The organism is Flavobacterium branchiophilum FL-15 (genome assembly GCF_000253275.1).
Classification (GTDB): Bacteria; Bacteroidota; Bacteroidia; order Flavobacteriales; family Flavobacteriaceae; genus Flavobacterium; species Flavobacterium branchiophilum.
In genome coordinates, this window is sequence record NC_016001.1 from 1,310,791 (window position 1) to 1,328,451 (window position 17,661).

At 34.0% G+C, this 17,661-nt stretch carries 13 protein-coding genes; 3 read left to right on the top strand and 10 right to left on the bottom strand.

What is annotated here, in order from left to right; all coding sequences use genetic code 11:
• Positions 1–62 precede the first annotated feature (62 nt).
• Positions 63–554, top strand: a complete 492-nt coding sequence (locus FBFL15_RS05660) for a YkgJ family cysteine cluster protein (protein WP_014083680.1) — start codon at positions 63–65, stop codon at positions 552–554.
• Positions 555–990: 436 nt separating this feature from the next.
• On the opposite strand, the gene gldA is transcribed toward FBFL15_RS05660, so the two are convergent.
• From gldA to gldJ, 8 genes are all read right to left on the bottom strand, one after another.
• Positions 991–1,893, bottom strand: a complete 903-nt coding sequence (gene gldA, locus FBFL15_RS05665; protein ID WP_014083681.1) for a gliding motility-associated ABC transporter ATP-binding subunit GldA — start codon at positions 1,891–1,893, stop codon at positions 991–993.
• A gap of 87 nt (positions 1,894–1,980) precedes the next feature.
• A complete protein-coding gene (locus FBFL15_RS05670; protein ID WP_014083682.1) occupies positions 1,981–2,160 on the bottom strand; it encodes a CAL67264 family membrane protein in 180 nt (59 codons plus the stop codon).
• A gap of 290 nt (positions 2,161–2,450) precedes the next feature.
• Positions 2,451–4,439 (bottom strand): excinuclease ABC subunit UvrB, encoded by a 1,989-nt coding sequence (gene uvrB / locus FBFL15_RS05680; protein WP_014083683.1) that lies wholly within the window; start codon positions 4,437–4,439, stop codon positions 2,451–2,453.
• 372 nt (positions 4,440–4,811) lie between these two features.
• Positions 4,812–5,252, bottom strand: coding sequence for a GNAT family N-acetyltransferase (locus tag FBFL15_RS05690; RefSeq protein WP_231847490.1), 441 nt, complete (start codon positions 5,250–5,252; stop codon positions 4,812–4,814).
• 18 nt (positions 5,253–5,270) lie between these two features.
• Positions 5,271–6,626 (bottom strand): UDP-N-acetylmuramate--L-alanine ligase, encoded by a 1,356-nt coding sequence (locus FBFL15_RS05695; protein ID WP_014083685.1) that lies wholly within the window; start codon positions 6,624–6,626, stop codon positions 5,271–5,273.
• A gap of 14 nt (positions 6,627–6,640) precedes the next feature.
• Positions 6,641–7,369 carry a tetratricopeptide repeat protein gene (locus FBFL15_RS05700; protein ID WP_014083686.1) on the bottom strand — a complete coding sequence of 243 codons (729 nt, stop codon included), beginning with the start codon at positions 7,367–7,369 and terminating at the stop codon, positions 6,641–6,643.
• A gap of 1 nt (position 7,370) precedes the next feature.
• The gene (locus FBFL15_RS05705; protein ID WP_014083687.1) at positions 7,371–8,657 is read right to left on the bottom strand and encodes a UDP-N-acetylmuramoyl-tripeptide--D-alanyl-D-alanine ligase; all 1,287 of its coding nucleotides are present in this window, start codon (positions 8,655–8,657) and stop codon (positions 7,371–7,373) included.
• Between the two features lie 57 nt (positions 8,658–8,714).
• Positions 8,715–10,424 (bottom strand): gliding motility lipoprotein GldJ, encoded by a 1,710-nt coding sequence (gene gldJ / locus FBFL15_RS05710; RefSeq protein ID WP_014083688.1) that lies wholly within the window; start codon positions 10,422–10,424, stop codon positions 8,715–8,717.
• Positions 10,425–10,616: 192 nt separating this feature from the next.
• On the opposite strand from gldJ, the gene porU reads away from it, so the two are divergent.
• Positions 10,617–14,435 (top strand): type IX secretion system sortase PorU, encoded by a 3,819-nt coding sequence (gene porU / locus FBFL15_RS05715; protein ID WP_014083689.1) that lies wholly within the window; start codon positions 10,617–10,619, stop codon positions 14,433–14,435.
• Positions 14,436–14,471: 36 nt separating this feature from the next.
• The gene (gene porV, locus FBFL15_RS05720) at positions 14,472–15,641 is read left to right on the top strand and encodes a type IX secretion system outer membrane channel protein PorV (RefSeq protein ID WP_014083690.1); all 1,170 of its coding nucleotides are present in this window, start codon (positions 14,472–14,474) and stop codon (positions 15,639–15,641) included.
• A gap of 462 nt (positions 15,642–16,103) precedes the next feature.
• Here porV and FBFL15_RS05725 read toward each other — a convergent pair whose 3' ends face one another.
• Positions 16,104–16,664, bottom strand: coding sequence for a hypothetical protein (locus FBFL15_RS05725; RefSeq protein WP_014083691.1), 561 nt, complete (start codon positions 16,662–16,664; stop codon positions 16,104–16,106).
• Positions 16,665–16,888: 224 nt separating this feature from the next.
• Positions 16,889–17,608: a hypothetical protein gene (locus FBFL15_RS05730; protein ID WP_014083692.1), complete on the bottom strand. Its 720-nt coding sequence runs from the start codon at positions 17,606–17,608 to the stop codon at positions 16,889–16,891.
• Positions 17,609–17,661 lie beyond the last annotated feature (53 nt).

Here is a 17,661-nt window from a genome sequence, read left to right on the forward strand (position 1 = left end):
TATATTGATTAAATGTTTAATACATTTGCTTTTTAAGTCCAATTTCAAAACCATAAGCCGCTATGATTTCGCCAACTGAATTACAAAAACTTGCCAAAGATAAGCAAAATGAAAACAAAAAGTATTTTGAAAAATTAAAAAAGAAAACACCCAAAAATTTGGATTATTTGATGCAAGAATTACACAACGACACATTTAAAAAAACGGATTGTTTGTTGTGTGCCAATTGCTGTAAAACAACGGGGCCTCTTTTTACATCGGCTGATATTGAGCGGATTGCAAAATATTTGAAAATAAAACCCCAACAGTTTATTTCACAGTTTTTAAGAATTGATGAAGAAAATGATTATGTTTTGCAACAAGTACCTTGTCATTTTTTAAATAGCGATAACACTTGTTTGATTTATGACGTACGACCAAAAGCTTGTAGAGAATTTCCTCATACGGATAGAAAAAAATTCCAACAAATCACAAATTTAACGTTGCTAAACGTTGCTATTTGTCCTGCTGCTTTTGAAATTGTAGAAGCTATGAAAAAGAAAATAGTATTGTGAATGGAAGTTAGAGGGTAGAAGCAAGAAGATAGAAGCAAGAGGATAGAAGTAAGAATTTAGAGGGTAGAAATAAGAAGTTAGAAGCAAGTGGATTGAAGCAAGAAGTTTTAGATTTTAAAATATAGTAAATACCTTATAATATTTAATTTTTATTTGACTGTCCGAAACACATTCTAAATTGTCAAAGTACATTGTTTAGTTTGAGTCTTGGTATGAAATGAACCTCGCTAAGTTGCATATTTGTAATGAAAAGAATAATTTAAAAAAGCTTAATAAATAAAAAGTTCTTTAGAGAAAAGTGTAGCTATTTGTTGTTTGTTGCAGATGTTTGCACCCCGACCTGAACGGAGCTCTTTTTTTCTTGCCGCTATACGGTTTTATGGTTTGCGGCAAGAAAAAAAAGCGGGAGTGGAGGGCGGATTAGGTGCCCAAAATATTATTTTGTGTTGGTAATTTCTCTAAATATACTTTCTAGGTTTTTGTTTTTTTGTAATAATTGCAGTGTTTTTAAGCCGTTTTTTTGTGCGAAATCAAATATGCTTGCCCGCATATCTTGCTCGGCTACAAAGGTCAGTTCCCAGGTCATGTCGTGGATGTTTTTTAATGATTTGAGGTTTGGGAGTGTGGCCAATAACTGTTTTTCGACCATAAAATCAAACTCGACTTCAAGAATTTGTTCGTTGTCTTCGGATATGAGTTTGTTAAGTTTTTTATCGGTTACAATTTTTCCGTGGTTGATGATGATGACCCTGTCGCAAATGGCTTCTACTTCTTGCATGATGTGTGTCGAGAGGAATACGGTTTTATTTTGGCCAACATTTTGTATTAAATTTCGTATTTCTACCAATTGATTGGGGTCCAAACCTGTGGTGGGTTCGTCTAAAATAAGTACTTCTGGATTGTGCAATAAGGCATTGGCAAGTCCTACTCTTTGTCTGAATCCTTTGGATAATTGCCCTATTTTTTTATGACTTTCTACCGTTAAACCAGTTAATTCGATCACTTCGTTGATGCGATTTTGTGGGATTTTATAAATATTAGCATTAAATTCAAGATATTCTCTCACGTATAAATCCAAATACAAGGGGTTGTGCTCTGGCAAATACCCAACTGATTGTTGTACTGCTTTTTGCTCTAGTTGCACATCAAAATGATTGACAAAAGCTGTACCTTCGGTAGGTTTAAGGTAAGTTGTAAGTATTTTCATTAATGTGGATTTTCCTGCCCCATTTGGCCCCAAAAAACCAACGATTTCTCCCTTTTCTATCGTAAACGATATGTTGTCGAGGGCTTTTTGTGTGCCATAAGTTTTAGAAATATTTTTGACTTCGATAGCCATAATGTAAGTTTTTTTATGATTAAAAAAATGATGTTGGATTTAGAAAAACAGTTTCAAAATGGGGTTATTTTAAAACTGTTTTTGTGGTTATACTCTGCCTTTTAAGGAACTAAAAACCCAAGCATTTGCTAAAAAGCCAATGCCTACGGCCGCAAATCCCCAGCCAGAATCTTCATATCTAAAAGCTCCCAAACAAATTAATAAGACGCCCATGATGACCATTATCAAGGTGGCCCAACCCAAAATGGAGTTTTTATTCATTCCCATAGTATTAGTTTTTTAGTATTGCAAATATCGTTGTTTTTTAAATTTAATAAGGACAAAATTAAAAAAAACTTCTCTATTCCAAACATTTCTATAAAGTGGTTCGTTTCATTGGCTCTTTTTGCTAAAATGTGCCAAATAAAATATGGTCGATGACTATTTTTTGTAAAAATAGTCATTGAAAATGGTACTAAAAATGTACGTCCCCCTTTTTGATACATTATGTATTGTGCGTTGTTATAGGGTTTTTGTTAAGTTATATTTTACAAAAATATTATTATTGAAATATATGTTTATAATTTATTTTGTAAACTTTTTATTTCGTCTCTTAGTTTTGCGGCTTGAATAAAATCCAATGCCTTGGCTGCTTTTTCCATGGCTTTTCGCTTGTCTTTGATTTCTTTTTCTATTTGTGGTTTGGTCAAATAGGTGTTTTGTGGCTCGGCAGCCACATTTGGGGCGAGTCCTAATTCTTGTTCTACCAATGGGTTTTTCAAAAAAGTTTGGTCAATTTTTTTGTTCAATGCCGTTGGTACCAAATGATTTTGGGTGTTGAAATTGATTTGTTTTGTGCGTCTGTATTCGGTTTCATCTATTGTTTTTTGCATGCTGTCGGTTATTTTATCGGCATACAAAATGGCTTTGCCATTCACGTTTCGTGCTGCTCTACCTATGGTTTGTGTCAGCGAGCGGTGGCTTCGCAAAAAGCCTTCTTTGTCGGCATCCAAAATTGCTACTAGCGATACTTCTGGCAAATCCAAGCCTTCTCTAAGTAAATTTACACCAATTAACACGTCAAAAATTCCTTTTCTTAAATCTTGCATAATTTCTATCCGCTCCAGCGTATCTACTTCAGAATGGATGTAGCGGCAGCGTATTGCTACTTTTGTAAGGTATTTTGTTAGCTCTTCGGCCATTCTTTTGGTCAATGTGGTTACCAAAACCCTTTCATCTTTTTCGGCTCTAATTTGAATTTCTTCAATCAAATCGTCTATTTGATTCAAACTTGGTCTGATTTCTATTACAGGATCTATAAGTCCTGTGGGTCTTATTATTTGTTCTACATACACTCCTCCCGATTTTTGTAATTCATAGTCGGCTGGTGTTGCCGATACATAAATCACTTGATTTTGCATGGCTTCAAACTCCTCAAATTTCAGCGGTCTGTTGTCCATTGCAGCAGGCAGTCTAAACCCGTATTCCACCAAGTTCTCTTTCCGAGAACGGTCGCCTCCATACATGGCATGCACCTGCGATATCGTAACATGACTTTCGTCTATCACCATCAAAAAATCTTTAGGAAAATAATCTATCAAACAAAACGGACGTGTCCCAGCCGCTCTGCCATCTAAATACCTAGAATAATTTTCAATCCCAGAGCAATAGCCTAGTTCCCGAATCATCTCCAAATCAAAATTCGTTCGTTCTTCTAATCGTTTGGCTTCCAAATGCTTACCTATTTCCTTGAAATAGGCCACTTGTTTTACCAAATCTTGCTGGATTTCCCAAATCGCTTGTTGCAACACATCGGGCGAGGTTACAAACATATTGGCTGGATAAATGGTTAGCTTGTCAAACTTTTCTATAATTTTAGCCGTTTTCAAATCAAATGATTCCATTTCTTCTATTTCGTCACCAAAAAAATGGATTCTAAAACCCTCATCGGCATAACTAGGATATACATCTACCGTGTCGCCTTTTATCCGAAAGTTGCCTGGCAAAAAAGCTTCTTCTGTCCTCGAATACAAACTTTGAACCAATTGATGCAATAATTTGGTTCTAGACAGCTCTTGCCCTGTTTCTAATGGAATCACATTACGTTGAAACTCTACTGGGTTTCCAATACCGTAAAGGCATGATACAGAGGCTACTACAATAATGTCTCGTCGTCCAGACAATAATGATGCCGTAGTACTCATTCGCATTTTTTCCAATTCGTCATTTATAGACAAATCTTTCTCAATATACACACCCGTTACTGGCATAAAAGCTTCGGGCTGGTAATAATCGTAATACGAAACAAAATATTCCACAGCATTATTAGGAAAAAACTGCTTAAATTCTGAATACAATTGTGCCGCCAACGTTTTATTGTGGGCCAATACCAACGTAGGCCGTTGTGTTTTTTCTATTACATTGGCAATCGTAAATGTCTTCCCAGACCCCGTAACCCCCAAAAGGGTTTGGTATTTTTCTTGATCTTCAACCCCATTACACAACAATTGTATTGCCTGTGGTTGATCGCCTTTGGGCTGATAATCAGAAACTACTTTAAATTTCATGGTTTATTTAGGATTTCAATTGCTATTATGGTCAAATAAAAAACAGGCAAAACAAGTTACTTTTTTCAATATGGGCATGCCCCTCCGTAAACTACGGGTCGGGCTATTCGTTTCAATCTTTTTTGGCCCCAAAAAAAAGGGCCAAAAAAGGATTTCCACTGCTATCCCTCATGCAAAAAACGCTAATAAAAAAAACAAAATTAGTGCTATCAAGAACACCTATTCTAAAAAATATCAGACACAAACATAAAGCTATTCAATACCAATCCTTAATTTAGTAGAGTAGGAGCAACCTCAATATAAAAAAAACTGGGTGTGCTAAAAAAAAAGACCTACTGCTCTCATCACTTTAGCTCCCCAAATTGGTATAATTTACATAATTTGCTTTTTCATACATACACTCAAAGCATTTCCAACATAAGGTTCATAATTTTCTGTAATTTGAAACCCCATTTTTTGATACAACTGTATTGCGGCCAATTGTTTATGTAAGGTTTCTAAAACGGCATATTCAAAGCCTAAACTAACACCCCAATTTTCCAATGCGTCCAATATTGCAACAGCCAAGCCTTTGCCTCTAGCTTCAGGTCTAACATACATCCTTTTGATTTCCATAGTATTGGAATTGTATTTCTTAAAACAACCACATGCCACGGGTTGTTGGTTTTCATACAAAACCAACACATTCGGATTGTATTCTATGATGTTGTTTTGCCAATATTGCTGCCCTTCTGTTGGGTATTTTTGCCACAAATATTGATCTAATTCATGATAAAGCCCAATAAAATCAGGATTATCACTATTTGTTTTCATACATTCTATCATGTCTTTTTACGCTATCAATTCTTTAATTTCATCAAAGTTTAATCCGCCATAATTGCCCGAACTCATCAATAATAAAGCCGTTTCATTCAAATCTTGTTCAAACAAAAACGCTTTAAAAGCATCAGGGTGGGTGTAAATAATTAAATCATTTCTTTCAAACGAGTCCGCAATTTGCTCATACGTTACCTCCTCTAATTGCTTGATTTTAACAGCATCGGGCGAATAAAAAACTACTGCTACATCTGCAGCATCTAAAGCACCTTTGTATTCTTTCAAAAATGCGGCATTCAAACTGCTATAGGTGTGCAATTCCAAACAGGCAATTAATTGTCTATCAGGATATTGTTCTTTTACGGCCTTGGTTGTAGCTGCTACTTTACTTGGCGAATGGGCAAAATCTTTGTATGCAACTTTATGTTTACTTTCGGCAATTTTTTCTAATCTTTTCGATGCTCCTTTAAAACTGGCAATGGCCTCATAAAAATCGGCCTCATCTATACCCATATTTTGACAAACCCATTTGGCTCCTGCCAAATTATTCAAATTATGGGCCCCAAAAACAGCAATTGGCATGTTACCTTCTGGCGTTTCCAAAAGTGTTATGCCATTTTCAACAACATAATTTGGTGTGTTGTAGGGTATTTTTCTGATAGGATGCGTGGTGTTCTCGGCTATTCTTTTAACTTCGGCATCCTCTTCATTGTAAACTAATATGCCTCCATTGGTAATTTTTTCAATAAAAATGTCAAACTGGGCTACATAGTTTTCATAAGTAGGAAATACATTGATGTGGTCCCAGGCTATACCCGAAATTAACGCAATATTAGGTTGGTATAAATGAAATTTTGGACGTCGATCCATTGGCGAAGACAAATATTCATCGCCTTCCAAAACAATAAAATCATTTTCTTTTGTCAAATGAACCATCGTATCAAATCCTTCTAATTGTGCCCCCACCATATAATCTACCGCCACTTGATGGTAGTGCATCACATGCAATATCATAGAGGTAATGGTTGTTTTTCCATGCGAACCACCAATAACCACACGGGTTTTGTCTTTGGATTGTTCGTATAAAAATTCTGGATAAGAATATATTTTCAAACCCAATGCTTGTGCTTTTAACAACTCAGGATTATCTGCCTTGGCATGCATTCCTAAAATAATAGCTTCTATATCCGAAGTAATTTTTTCTGGAAACCATCCCATTTGTGCGGGCAATAGGCCTTTAGCTTGCAATCGGGTTTTTGAGGGTTCAAAAATAGCGTCATCGCTTCCCGTAACTTGATACCCTTTTTGATGTAAGGCTAATGCTAAATTGTGCATGGCACTTCCACCAATGGCTATAAAATGTGTTCTCATGTTGTCTTTTTTTTTTAAATGCGTTCAAATTGTTCTTTCAATTTTTTGGCCTTGTTGTAGTCTTTTAATTTGTAGTAATAAACTTGGTATAATTTCTGAAAAGCTGTTTTAGATTTTCCAATTTCAAAAGCATTCTGATAGGATTCTGCCGCTTTCAAATACCGTTTAAAATATTCATCTATATGACCAAAGGCTAAATACCCATCTATTTTGGATATTTGCATCAACTGATTGGCATAAATTCGGGCTTTTTTTTCACTACCTCCCACAATACCAGGCAATTGCAAATACAATTCTATCAAGGCCCATCGGGCTTCTATGTGATTTGGATTTAAAACAATTGCTTTTTCAAACGACATTTTAATATCATCAATCATTCCCAGCGCCTTAAATTTATTAGCCTCTTTTGCTTTCATCCCTAAAACACCCCCACATTTATACCAATAATTGGCCTCATTTGGAAAACTTTTCTTTAAAAGAGAATAGTATTTTAAGGCTTCATCCCAATTTTTTAACTGACCAAATACATCTCCTAATAGTTCTATTGACTTGTAATGCTTTGGTTGTTCTTTTATGATCAATTCCAATATCGACTTGCATTGGTCATATTTGCCTTGAGCATACAATTGTTGTGCATGTTCAAAACTGGGCAAATTTTTATTTTCAACAATTGAAAAGCCACTGCAAATGGTCAAACAAATGGTGCCTATTAAACTTAAAAGATATAATTTGAATGGTTTCATACTATGAAATATAATCTAAACAACGTTCTAAAGCCATTCCTCTTGATCCTTTTATCAGAATGATATTGTCTTGTAATGTTACATTTTGTAAATAGTTTTTTAATTGATCAAATGTCTCAAAAAAATGTCTGTTTTTTTGTTCCATTTTTGCTTCAAAAAATGATTTCCCTACAAAAATACATGCTATGTCGTGATGTTTGTCTAATTTTTGAATCAATGCTTGATGCTCTAAATAACTTTCATTTCCTAGTTCAAACATGTCGCCTAATATCATTAATTTTGGTTTTTTATCCAATTGCAAAAAATTATCTATTGCCACAGTCATACTGCTTGGATTGGCATTATAGGCATCCAAAATAATGTCGTTTGTTCCTTTTTTTAACAACTGCGATCTATTATTTTCAGGTATATAGGCTTCAATAGCGGCTTTTATTTTATCATTAGATATGCCAAGGTATTGTCCAATGGCTACTGCAGCTTGAATGTTATTGGCATTATACAATCCAATCAAATGGGAGTTTATGGTAGTACCATCAAAAGAAATGGAAACAAACGGCTTGGCTTGTATGGCGGTAATGTTTGTACTGGCAAGGTTTTTTTTCAAACCAAAAGTAATTGGATTGATGCCCGAAGCATTCAAAACTTGAAGGCTGTCGTCTAAATTTACAACAGCTGTTTTGTTGTTGTTTTTTAAAAATTGGTACAACTCACTTTTGCCTTTGATAACACCTTCTACACCACCAAAACCTTCTAAATGGGCTTTGCCAAAATTGGTTATATATCCATAATCGGGTAGGGCAATACTACACAAAAAAGCAATTTCGTTTACATGATTAGCCCCCATTTCTACAATACCAATTTGTGTATTGGTTGTAAAACTCAGTAAGGTAAGAGGTACTCCTATATGATTATTTAAATTACCTAAAGTAGCTTTTGTATTAAATTGACTTGAAACAACAGCATTTATAAGTTCTTTTGTAGTGGTTTTTCCATTACTTCCAGTCAGTGCTATGATAGGTATTTTCAAATATTGCCTGTGGTATTTTGCTAATTGTTGAAGCGTTTCTAAACTATTATCAACCAAAATGGTTCGCTCATCAATATAATATTGAGGATTATCGATAACAACGAACAAAGCTCCTTTTGTTAATGCCTCTGCTGCAAAACTATTGGCATCAAATTGTGTTCCTTTGATTGCAACAAAAAAAGAACCCGAATTGATTTTTCGAGTATCAATTGAAATAGCGTTGCATTGTAAAAATTTCTCGTGTAAGTCTTTAATTTCCATGACTACAAATATAAAAAAAAGCCCTTAAAGAAGGGCTTTTTTAGTTTTTTTTATGTTTTAATTTTTAGGTTTTCCACTAACTGTTTTTTTGTTAGATTTTGGACCCGTTTTAGACATAGCACATCTAAACCCGATGTAATCTGTTGCCATATCTTGTGGGAAATACCTTCTTTGAGCAGGATCTAACCAATATGCTCTATCTCTCCAAGAACCTCCTTTATAAACTCTTACATGATCATCAACTAAAGTTGTTCTTTTAGAAGAGCGGTCGTATTTTCTAATCATATTACCCAAACTGTCTGTACTAACATTGTGTTCAGGCGAATCATACATTTTTTGTTTTTCTAAAGTAGCTTTGTCTAGTTCTTCTTCTGAAGTTCCAAATTTATAAAAACGGCTCGATTGTCTGTCTCCATCTCTATAATTGATGTTGTTACTTTTGTCAAAATTTTGTCTCAAATAAGTTTCATTTTCATCAACTGGAACTTGAGCAATTTGGCCTGGGAAATTTTTTGCAATCACTTTTCCATTTGGCATTGTATCAAATTTTTGATTGGCCGCCGAAACGATTTCTACTTTTCCATCTGTACCAATTTTGTTTTTCATATACACGTTACCTCTAAAATAGTTAAAGTCGTTAGCTTCGTCATCTACTATAGGTCTGTAAACATCGGCAACCCACTCTGCTACGTTTCCTGCCATATCATACAATCCAAAATCATTTGGTGGATATGCTTTTACTACTTGAGTAATATCTGCTCCGTCGTCTGACCATCCAGCTACTCCTCCATAATCACCTTTTCCTTGTTTGAAATTAGCTAACTGATCGCCTTTTACTTTTCTTTTTCCAGAACGAGTATAACTTCCAGACCAAGGATATTTTTTCTGACCTTTGTATAAATTGTATTCTCTTTGTCCAATATCTGCTGCTGCTGCATATTCCCATTCAGCTTCAGTAGGAAGCCTGTATTCTGGAAGTATGATTCCAGATGAACGTTGTGCATACACACCTGTTGGCGGGTTTGAACTTCCGTTTGCACCAGTTGTTGGTGCTGCTTTTCCGTTTTTACCTTTCAAAACAATTTTATCGTCGCCACCATACGTTTTAGATGGTGCAGCTAAATAAGTTTCAGTATTAAAGGTAGCATCCGCTTTAGCATCTGTAACCTTGGCATCTTTTTTCAAATAGCCTTCTTTCTCCAACACAGATTCGTTTACACGATCGGTTCTCCATTTGGCAAATTCTGTTGCTTGAATCCAATTTACACCTACTACCGGATAATTAGCATAAGCAGGATGACGCAAATAATAATTGGTCATGGTTTCATTATAGCCTAATCTGTTTCTCCAAACCAATGTATCTGGCGAAGCTCCTTCGTAAATGTTTTTGTAATTAGCTTTTGTAGGCGGAAATACCCTTTTTAACCAATCCAAGTATTCCAAATACATGAAATTGGTAACTTCGGTTTCGTCCATGTAAAATGATTGTACGTGTTGTTGTACAGGGGTATTGTTCCAATCGTGCATCACGTCATCTTGTACTTTACCCATTGTAAAAGTACCACCTTCTACCTCTACTAATCCAGGAGCAGTCATTTGCTTTTTGAATTTTGTATTGTATTGGAAACCTCCTTTTTTATCATTCACTTTCCACCCTGTCGATGACGAGGTATTGCTTGAATTTGATTGTTTACTACAACTAGTAAGACCTATTATTATGGCAGATGCACATAATAATTTAAGACTAATAATGTTTTTCACTTTCATATTAAGTAGCTAATAATTTGGGTGCAAGTTAAGAATATTGTCTTATATTGCAACACTTTTTTTTAAATAATTATTTTTTTTTATTTTCAAACGCTTTCTATATTGAAGAAAACGCTATTTTTGTTTTTTTATTGTTTTAAAAAAATAAAAAATTTTTATAATATTGACGTGCTATTTGCGTTACCTTTCTATATGAAAAAAATTGGATTGCTTATTTTTTGTGGGTTCTATTTTACGGGTTTTGCTCAATTATCGGGCAATATAAACCTCAATTGGTCGTGGAATCAAAACGTGTCTTATGGTAATTTTCAATTGAATCTTCCTCAATTTGATCGGGATAAAATGTATTTTGATGTTCAGAAAAAACAAATTTTCTTTGTTCAAATGCTTCCTTCAAATACTTTTTATCAGCCAGAGGCTATGCAAATTCAAAAGGTTGTACTTGAAAATGTTGCAGCAGATGCTTTGGGCGACTTGGATTTGACTAAAATTCCCTCCGAAATTGAGCCTCAGTTTGAAAACATCCAATCCAGAGACGAATCTTTTGTTCGTTTGACTTTCAATCCTATTATAAAAAAAAATAACCAATATCAAATGGTCAGGTCGCTCGATTATCAATTTAATCCTTCCAAAGCCAAAACTCAAGCGGGTACTTTTCAAAATTATGCCATAGTCAATTCGGCATTGTCATCGGGAGAATGGTATCGTTTTTATGTTCAAAAATCGGGCGTTTATAAAATAGATAAAGCTTTTTTACAACAGCTGGGCATCAATGTTGGGGCTATCAATCCCAAAAATGTGAAATTATATGGCAATGGTGGTAAAATGTTGCCATTAAGTAACAATATTGATTATCCAAATGATATAACAGAAAATGCCATCCAAGTGGTTGGCGAAGATGATGGTGTTTTTAATGATTCAGATTATATATTATTTTATGCAGAAGGTGTTGATAATTGGAATCAGGAAAGTAACACTTTTGTTAATTTATATAGCGATAAATCTTATTATTATATCAATTTAGCAAGCGATCCAGGCAAAAGAATTCAAAATTACCAACAACCCATTGCCAACGCTACACAAACCTTGAACAGTTTTGACGACGTGGTATATCATGAAGAAGATTTAATCAACATCGGAAAATTAGGCAGAACTTGGTATGGAGAATCATTTGAAGTGAATAATGATCAAACGTTTGATTTTAATATTCCAAATATAGTGCCCAATTCAAGTATTTTTTCAGAAATAAATTTGGCTTCAAATGGCGAAAATTATACTAAATTTAATATAAAAATCAACGGAGTATCCTATAACGATGTGGATTTATATCCTATTGGCAGCAGTGGAACTTATAATGAGTCCAATGCCTATAACTACATCAGTGCAACAGAAAATGTGTCTATAAATTTGAAATATGAAAATAATGGTGTGCCTATTTCTATTGGATATTTGAATTACATCAAACTCAATTGTCAACGTTATTTAAAAGGTTTTGGCAAACAATTTCGTTTTCAGCTACAAAATCAAAGTAACTCGGTGGGGTTATATGAAATAGCCAATGCCAATAACCTTACCCAAGTATGGGACATTTCGGATATATATAATGTATCAAAAATTACAAATAGCAACCAGAGTTTAATTAGTTTTAAAGCCCATTTGCAACAAAACACCCATTTTATAGCCATAGATCCTTCAGATTATTATTTGCCATTAAAAGAAGCACAAACCCGAGTAACCAATCAAGATTTGAAAGGAAGTATTTTTAAAAATACCAATGGACAATTTCAAGATATAGATTATTTGATAATTACCCCATCATTTTTATACCCACAAGCCGAAAAATTAGCTAATTTTCATAGAAATTATGCCAGTCTCAATGTAAAAGTTGTCCCATTGGAACAAATTTATCAAGAGTTTGCATCGGGTAAACAAGATATTGGTGCGATACGTAATTTTGTAAAATATGTGTATTTTAATGCCTCGTCCAATAGCTCAAAAGTTCAATATTTGAATTTGTTTGGCGATGCGTCTTATGATTTTAAAAACAAAATTCCCGCAGCATTAAATACCAATATAGTGCCTATATACCATGCCTTGAGAGGCAACTCTTTAGGCGAATCGTCGTTTGCAACCGATGATTTTTTTGGGATGATGGATGCTAATGAAGGCGATAATTTTGCCTATGGATCAAATGGATTAGATGTAGCCGTTGGTAGGATGATTGTAAGCAGCAACCAGCAAGCCGACGATATGGTAAATAAAGTAATGGCATACCATGACATAAAATCTTATGGAAGTTGGAGAAATAATTATGTATATATTGCCGATGATATAGACAAAATTTCTGACGCCTCATTAGAAGTAGTTCAAAATCAAGTGGCAGACGAACTTTGGCTCAACAAGCCATTTATGAATATTAATAAAATTATTTTAGATTCTTATTTGCAAGAGTCATCGGCAGGAGGATTTAGGTATCCAAAAGCCAAACAAGACATATATAATGCCTTTGAGAAAGGAGCCTTGGTTTTTAATTATTTAGGACACGGAGGCGAAGATGGTTTGGCTCAAGAAAGATTATGGGAAAAATCAACAGGTCAAAATTTGTTCAATCCTAATAAATTTCCATTGTTTATAACCCTTACTTGTGATTTTTCTAGATTTGACAACCCGTATAAAAAAACAGCAGGCGAATATACTTATTGGAATCCAAATGGCGGAGCAATAGCCATGATTACAACCGTTAGAGAAGTGAGCCAAGCAGGAGCCGAGGCTTTTAATTTTGAATTGAATAAGCAATTATTTGGTTTTAATCAATCGACTTATCCCTCCATTGGCGAAGCCTTGAGAAGAGCAAAAAATATAGCTTCGGCTAGTGCCAAAGTAATTTTTTGTTTAGGCGACCCCGCCTTGAAACTGGCCATACCACAATCTAAAATTGTGCTAACCAAAGTTAATGATATGCCCGTTACGGGAGCAATAGACGATTTTAAAGCTTTGTCCTACATCAAACTTTCTGGCGAAATATTAAATGAATCCAATCAATTTCAATCAACTTACAACGGTGATTTGGCAGTGGCCATTTTTGATAAAAACAGCCAAAAAAGCACCATTGTAAACGATGGTATTGGTCAAGTAATGAATTTTACTGCGTTGGGCGAAACAATTTTTCGGGGAAATGCAAATATTGTAAATGGCAAATTTGAATTTGGATTTGTAGTACCACGTGATATTAGAATACCTTTGGGCAATGGAAGAATTAGTTTTTATGCAAAACGAAATCAAATCCTTTTAGACAAAACGGGTTACAATACAGTCATCAAAATTGGAGGCATCAATCCAAATGCTGCTGCCGATACAACGCCACCCAAAGTAAAATTATATATGAATGATCAAACCTTTATCAACGGTGGAATAACCAACGAATCACCCATTTTTTTAGCCTATTTAGACGATGAAAATGGAATCAACACTGCCAGCGGCATAGGACACGACATCATCGGAATTTTAGATGGCAATGAAACAAATCCGTATATTATGAACGATTATTATGAAACCGAACCAGACAATTACAAATTAGGCAAAGTCAAATTTCCTTTTCGTAATTTGAGTGTTGGGCTACATACCATCAAATTCAAAGCATGGGATGTTTATAATAATATTGTAACAGCCGAAATCCAATTTTTAGTCATGGGCAACGACACATTAGCCCTAACCAATGTGTTGAATTATCCAAATCCATTTGTAAGTTACACCCAATTTTGGTTTACACACAACAAACCATTTGAACCATTAGAAGTACAAGTTCAAGTCATGACAGTTTCTGGAAAAGTTGTATGGACACACAACCAAACAATTACTACAGAAGGTTTTTTGTCCAGAGAAATCAGCTGGGACGGCAAAGACGATTTTGGCGATAGGCTAGGCAAGGGGGTGTATATTTATAAACTAACAGTAAAATCAAATGTATCCAATACCAAAACAGAAAAATACGAAAAACTTGTAATCCTTTAATAAAATATTATATTTGTAACCAAATTAAAAACACGAATGAAAAAAATAGCTATAATAATCACTTGCATCATGGCAAGTCAGTTTTCAAAATCGCAAGAGCGAGTGATAACCACAGGAGTACCATTTTTATTAGTAGCAGCAGATGCTCGAGCAGCAGGACTGGGCGATCAGGGGGTTGCTACCTCTGCCGATGCTTATTCACAACAATGGAACCCTTCCAAATATGCGTTTATAACCAAACAACAAGGTTTTTCAGTAAGCTACACCCCATATTTAACTAGTCTAGTAAACGATATTTCTTTAGGTCAAGTAACCTATTATAACAAAATCAACGATCGAAGCGCTTGGGCAGGAAGCCTACGGTACTTTGGTTTAGGCGAAATCGAGTTAAGAGAATATGCCGAACAAACCCCAAATATTGTAAAACCAAATGAGTTAGCAGCCGATGTTTCCTATTCGTTAAAGTTAAGCGAAAGATTTGCCATGGGCGTTAGTGGTAGATTTATCCGATCCAATTTGAAAATTCCAGATGCCACCGGCGATGCCAAACCAGCTTCAACCTTTGCATTTGACATTTCAGGTTTTTATCAATCAGAAGAAGAAGCCTACAACGACTTTAATGGCCGATTAAAATTAGGATTTAATTTACAAAATCTTGGGCCAAAAATCAATTATGATAGAAGTGTTGCCGATAAAACGGCCAATTTTTTGCCAGCCAATTTAAAATTAGGTGCAGGATATGATTTTGCTTTTGACGATTATAACAAATTCACCTTGAGTGCAGAAATAGCCAAACTAATGGTGCCAACCCCACAAAACCCTGATTTGAATTTAGACGGTGTTACTACCGCATCCGAATTGCAACAATCCAATTTAGATTATCAAAGTATTGGCTGGACCTCTGGCTTATTCAAATCATTTGGCGATGCACCAAACGGATTAAAAGAAGAAATCAAAGAAGTAACTTATGCTGTTGGAGCCGAGTACAATTATCAAGACTCGTTTGCCATGCGATTAGGTTACTTCCATGAAAGCCCCGACAAAGGAGCCCGAAAATTTTTCTCCTTGGGAGCTGGATTCAAATACACCACCCTAAAAATAGATGTGTCCTATTTGTTTAACGCCTCCAACATCAAAAGCCCACTCGAAAATACCCTTCGTTTTTCATTATCATTCTCATTTGGAGACGATTATGACGAATATTAAAATAGTTAATAACCAACAATAACACCAATAAAAAAGCCCTAATTTTGAAAAAAAGTAGGGCTTTTTTATACCAAATATATTTATAAAATAGTCCAAAGATGCGTAGTTATTTTTTAGAAAAAATTTTCAAAAAAAATCGTTGCATAGCTGGGCTACGGAACTATTTTTTTTTGAATAATTTTAGCAAAAAAGAACAAGTAGATTGGACTATTTTATATGTATATTTGGTATAAAATAGCATTTACTTACATTTTTTTTATAAAAAAAGAGGAACCAAATCCTCTTGAAATGCTAACAAAAACTTTTTGATAAACCCATAATGGTTGTTAATGGAATCGGTTTAACTCATGGATTTTTATTTTTTCTAGGTATTCGTTTTCTTTCAGTTCGTTCAACCCGAGTTTCATTGTTCGGCTTTTAGATGCAAGGAAAGGCTAGGTGTTAGTGGCTGGTTTTTATTTATTAAAATTTAACATCATCTCTTTCGCAATAATATTTTGCGGGTTCAACTATGCAACCTTCTCTATATTTATTTTTATAAATTTTGTTGTAAATCGTGTCTCCAAATTTATTGATTTTTCGAGTTACAATTGGTGAATCTGAGTAAAGTATTTCATAAATTTTATCTGTTTTTTTACATTTCAGACAAACAACTTTTCCCAGAATATTTTTCTTATATTTTGCAGTATAATTTAAATTCATTTCTACGTTGTTACTTTCAAATTTTTCAACTGATTTTAGCAAAATAGTTCCAATTCCAATTCCGCTACAAAAAAAGTCAAATGATTTTTCATTTTCAGGAGTAAATGTTAAATTAAAATCACCATTTTTGTCTGTATAACTTTCTGCTAATATTTGTCCATCTGCTTTAATAAAAATTTTCAGACCAACTATATCATTTTTTAGTATTGCATTTTTTGGTTTCAAATGTCCATTTATGAAAACTGGATTTTTTATGTTTTTGAAACTTAAAATGAGTAAAACAACAAAAATCAGTATAATATATTTTATCTTAAATTTCATTATAAATTTTTATCTTTCAATATTTTATTCTGTCTTCTATCGCTCGAAACTGAAGCATAACGGCAGTCTGTGAAAAAACCCCACAATCTTTCAACAAAAATAAGTAAAATTATTTGGTTTAAAAATTTATATTTAGTGTTTTTATGCCTGCAATATATTCAAGGAATTTCTTACAAGCCATGCGAAGGGATTCGCACGGGATGGGGGCGTGTGCGTTCGGTTTTTTATTTATTATATTCTTCGTCTTCTATTAATGGCTTGTAATTTTTAAATCGGTGAAAATATCCTTTTTCATATTTTTCAATTTTTAATAGTTTTTCCTTTCCGCTTTTGTCAATAAGTCTAACTTTTATTGTGTCTTCATATATTTCAACATTTGCAAATTCTCGCAATGTATCATTTTCTATTTTTGCAAAAGCCGTTTGTGAACCAAAATAAACTCTGAAAGCGTCGATGCAATTTAATTCCTTGTTGTATCTAATATTTGGAAAATTTTCTGAATTTTTGATGAATTTTAATTTTCCACTTTCCTTTTCAAAAATAAGTAACTTTCTAATTGTGTTTGCACCTCTTCCTGCAATTGAAGACTGGAAAGTTAAATCGTTTAATCCATCATTATTGTAATCTGTAATTTCTGGATTACAACTTAAAACACCATCTTTTAGAAATTCTAAACTTTGGATAATATTCCATTTTGAATTCTGTTTTTCAAACATTTTTATTACTACATAAACGCTGTCTATACATTTAAATTTTTTTAAGTCAATTTTATATTTTCCACTTATTCCAATTTTTGTACTATCAATAAAATGTTCTTCAAGTTCAGTTTTATGAGCTTTTTCAACTTTTACTGTTTTAGTAAATGGTTTTTGAATATCCAGTCTATTTTTATTTTTACAACCAATAATTATAAACACTAATAAAATTAAATATGAATTTTTCATTTTTTCGATTATTTTCTTGCGGTTTTCTGTAGCTCGAAACTGAAGTACAACGG

Excerpts from the sequence above, each read along its gene's own strand:
- FBFL15_RS05700 (WP_014083686.1), bottom strand. The coding sequence starts at position 7,369 with ATGAAACCATTCAAATTATATCTTTTAAGTTTAATAGGCACCATTTGT.
- uvrB (WP_014083683.1), bottom strand. The coding sequence starts at position 4,439 with ATGAAATTTAAAGTAGTTTCTGATTATCAGCCCAAAGGCGATCAACCA.
- porU (WP_014083689.1), top strand. The coding sequence starts at position 10,617 with ATGAAAAAAATTGGATTGCTTATTTTTTGTGGGTTCTATTTTACGGGT.
- FBFL15_RS05690 (WP_231847490.1), bottom strand. The coding sequence starts at position 5,252 with ATGAAAACAAATAGTGATAATCCTGATTTTATTGGGCTTTATCATGAA.
- FBFL15_RS05725 (WP_014083691.1), bottom strand. The coding sequence starts at position 16,664 with ATGAAATTTAAGATAAAATATATTATACTGATTTTTGTTGTTTTACTC.
- gldJ (WP_014083688.1), bottom strand. The coding sequence starts at position 10,424 with ATGAAAGTGAAAAACATTATTAGTCTTAAATTATTATGTGCATCTGCC.
- FBFL15_RS05705 (WP_014083687.1), bottom strand. The coding sequence starts at position 8,657 with ATGGAAATTAAAGACTTACACGAGAAATTTTTACAATGCAACGCTATT.
- FBFL15_RS05695 (WP_014083685.1), bottom strand. The coding sequence starts at position 6,626 with ATGAGAACACATTTTATAGCCATTGGTGGAAGTGCCATGCACAATTTA.
- FBFL15_RS05660 (WP_014083680.1), top strand. The coding sequence starts at position 63 with ATGATTTCGCCAACTGAATTACAAAAACTTGCCAAAGATAAGCAAAAT.
- porV (WP_014083690.1), top strand. The coding sequence starts at position 14,472 with ATGAAAAAAATAGCTATAATAATCACTTGCATCATGGCAAGTCAGTTT.
- gldA (WP_014083681.1), bottom strand. The coding sequence starts at position 1,893 with ATGGCTATCGAAGTCAAAAATATTTCTAAAACTTATGGCACACAAAAA.
- FBFL15_RS05730 (WP_014083692.1), bottom strand. The coding sequence starts at position 17,608 with ATGAAAAATTCATATTTAATTTTATTAGTGTTTATAATTATTGGTTGT.
- FBFL15_RS05670 (WP_014083682.1), bottom strand. The coding sequence starts at position 2,160 with ATGGGAATGAATAAAAACTCCATTTTGGGTTGGGCCACCTTGATAATG.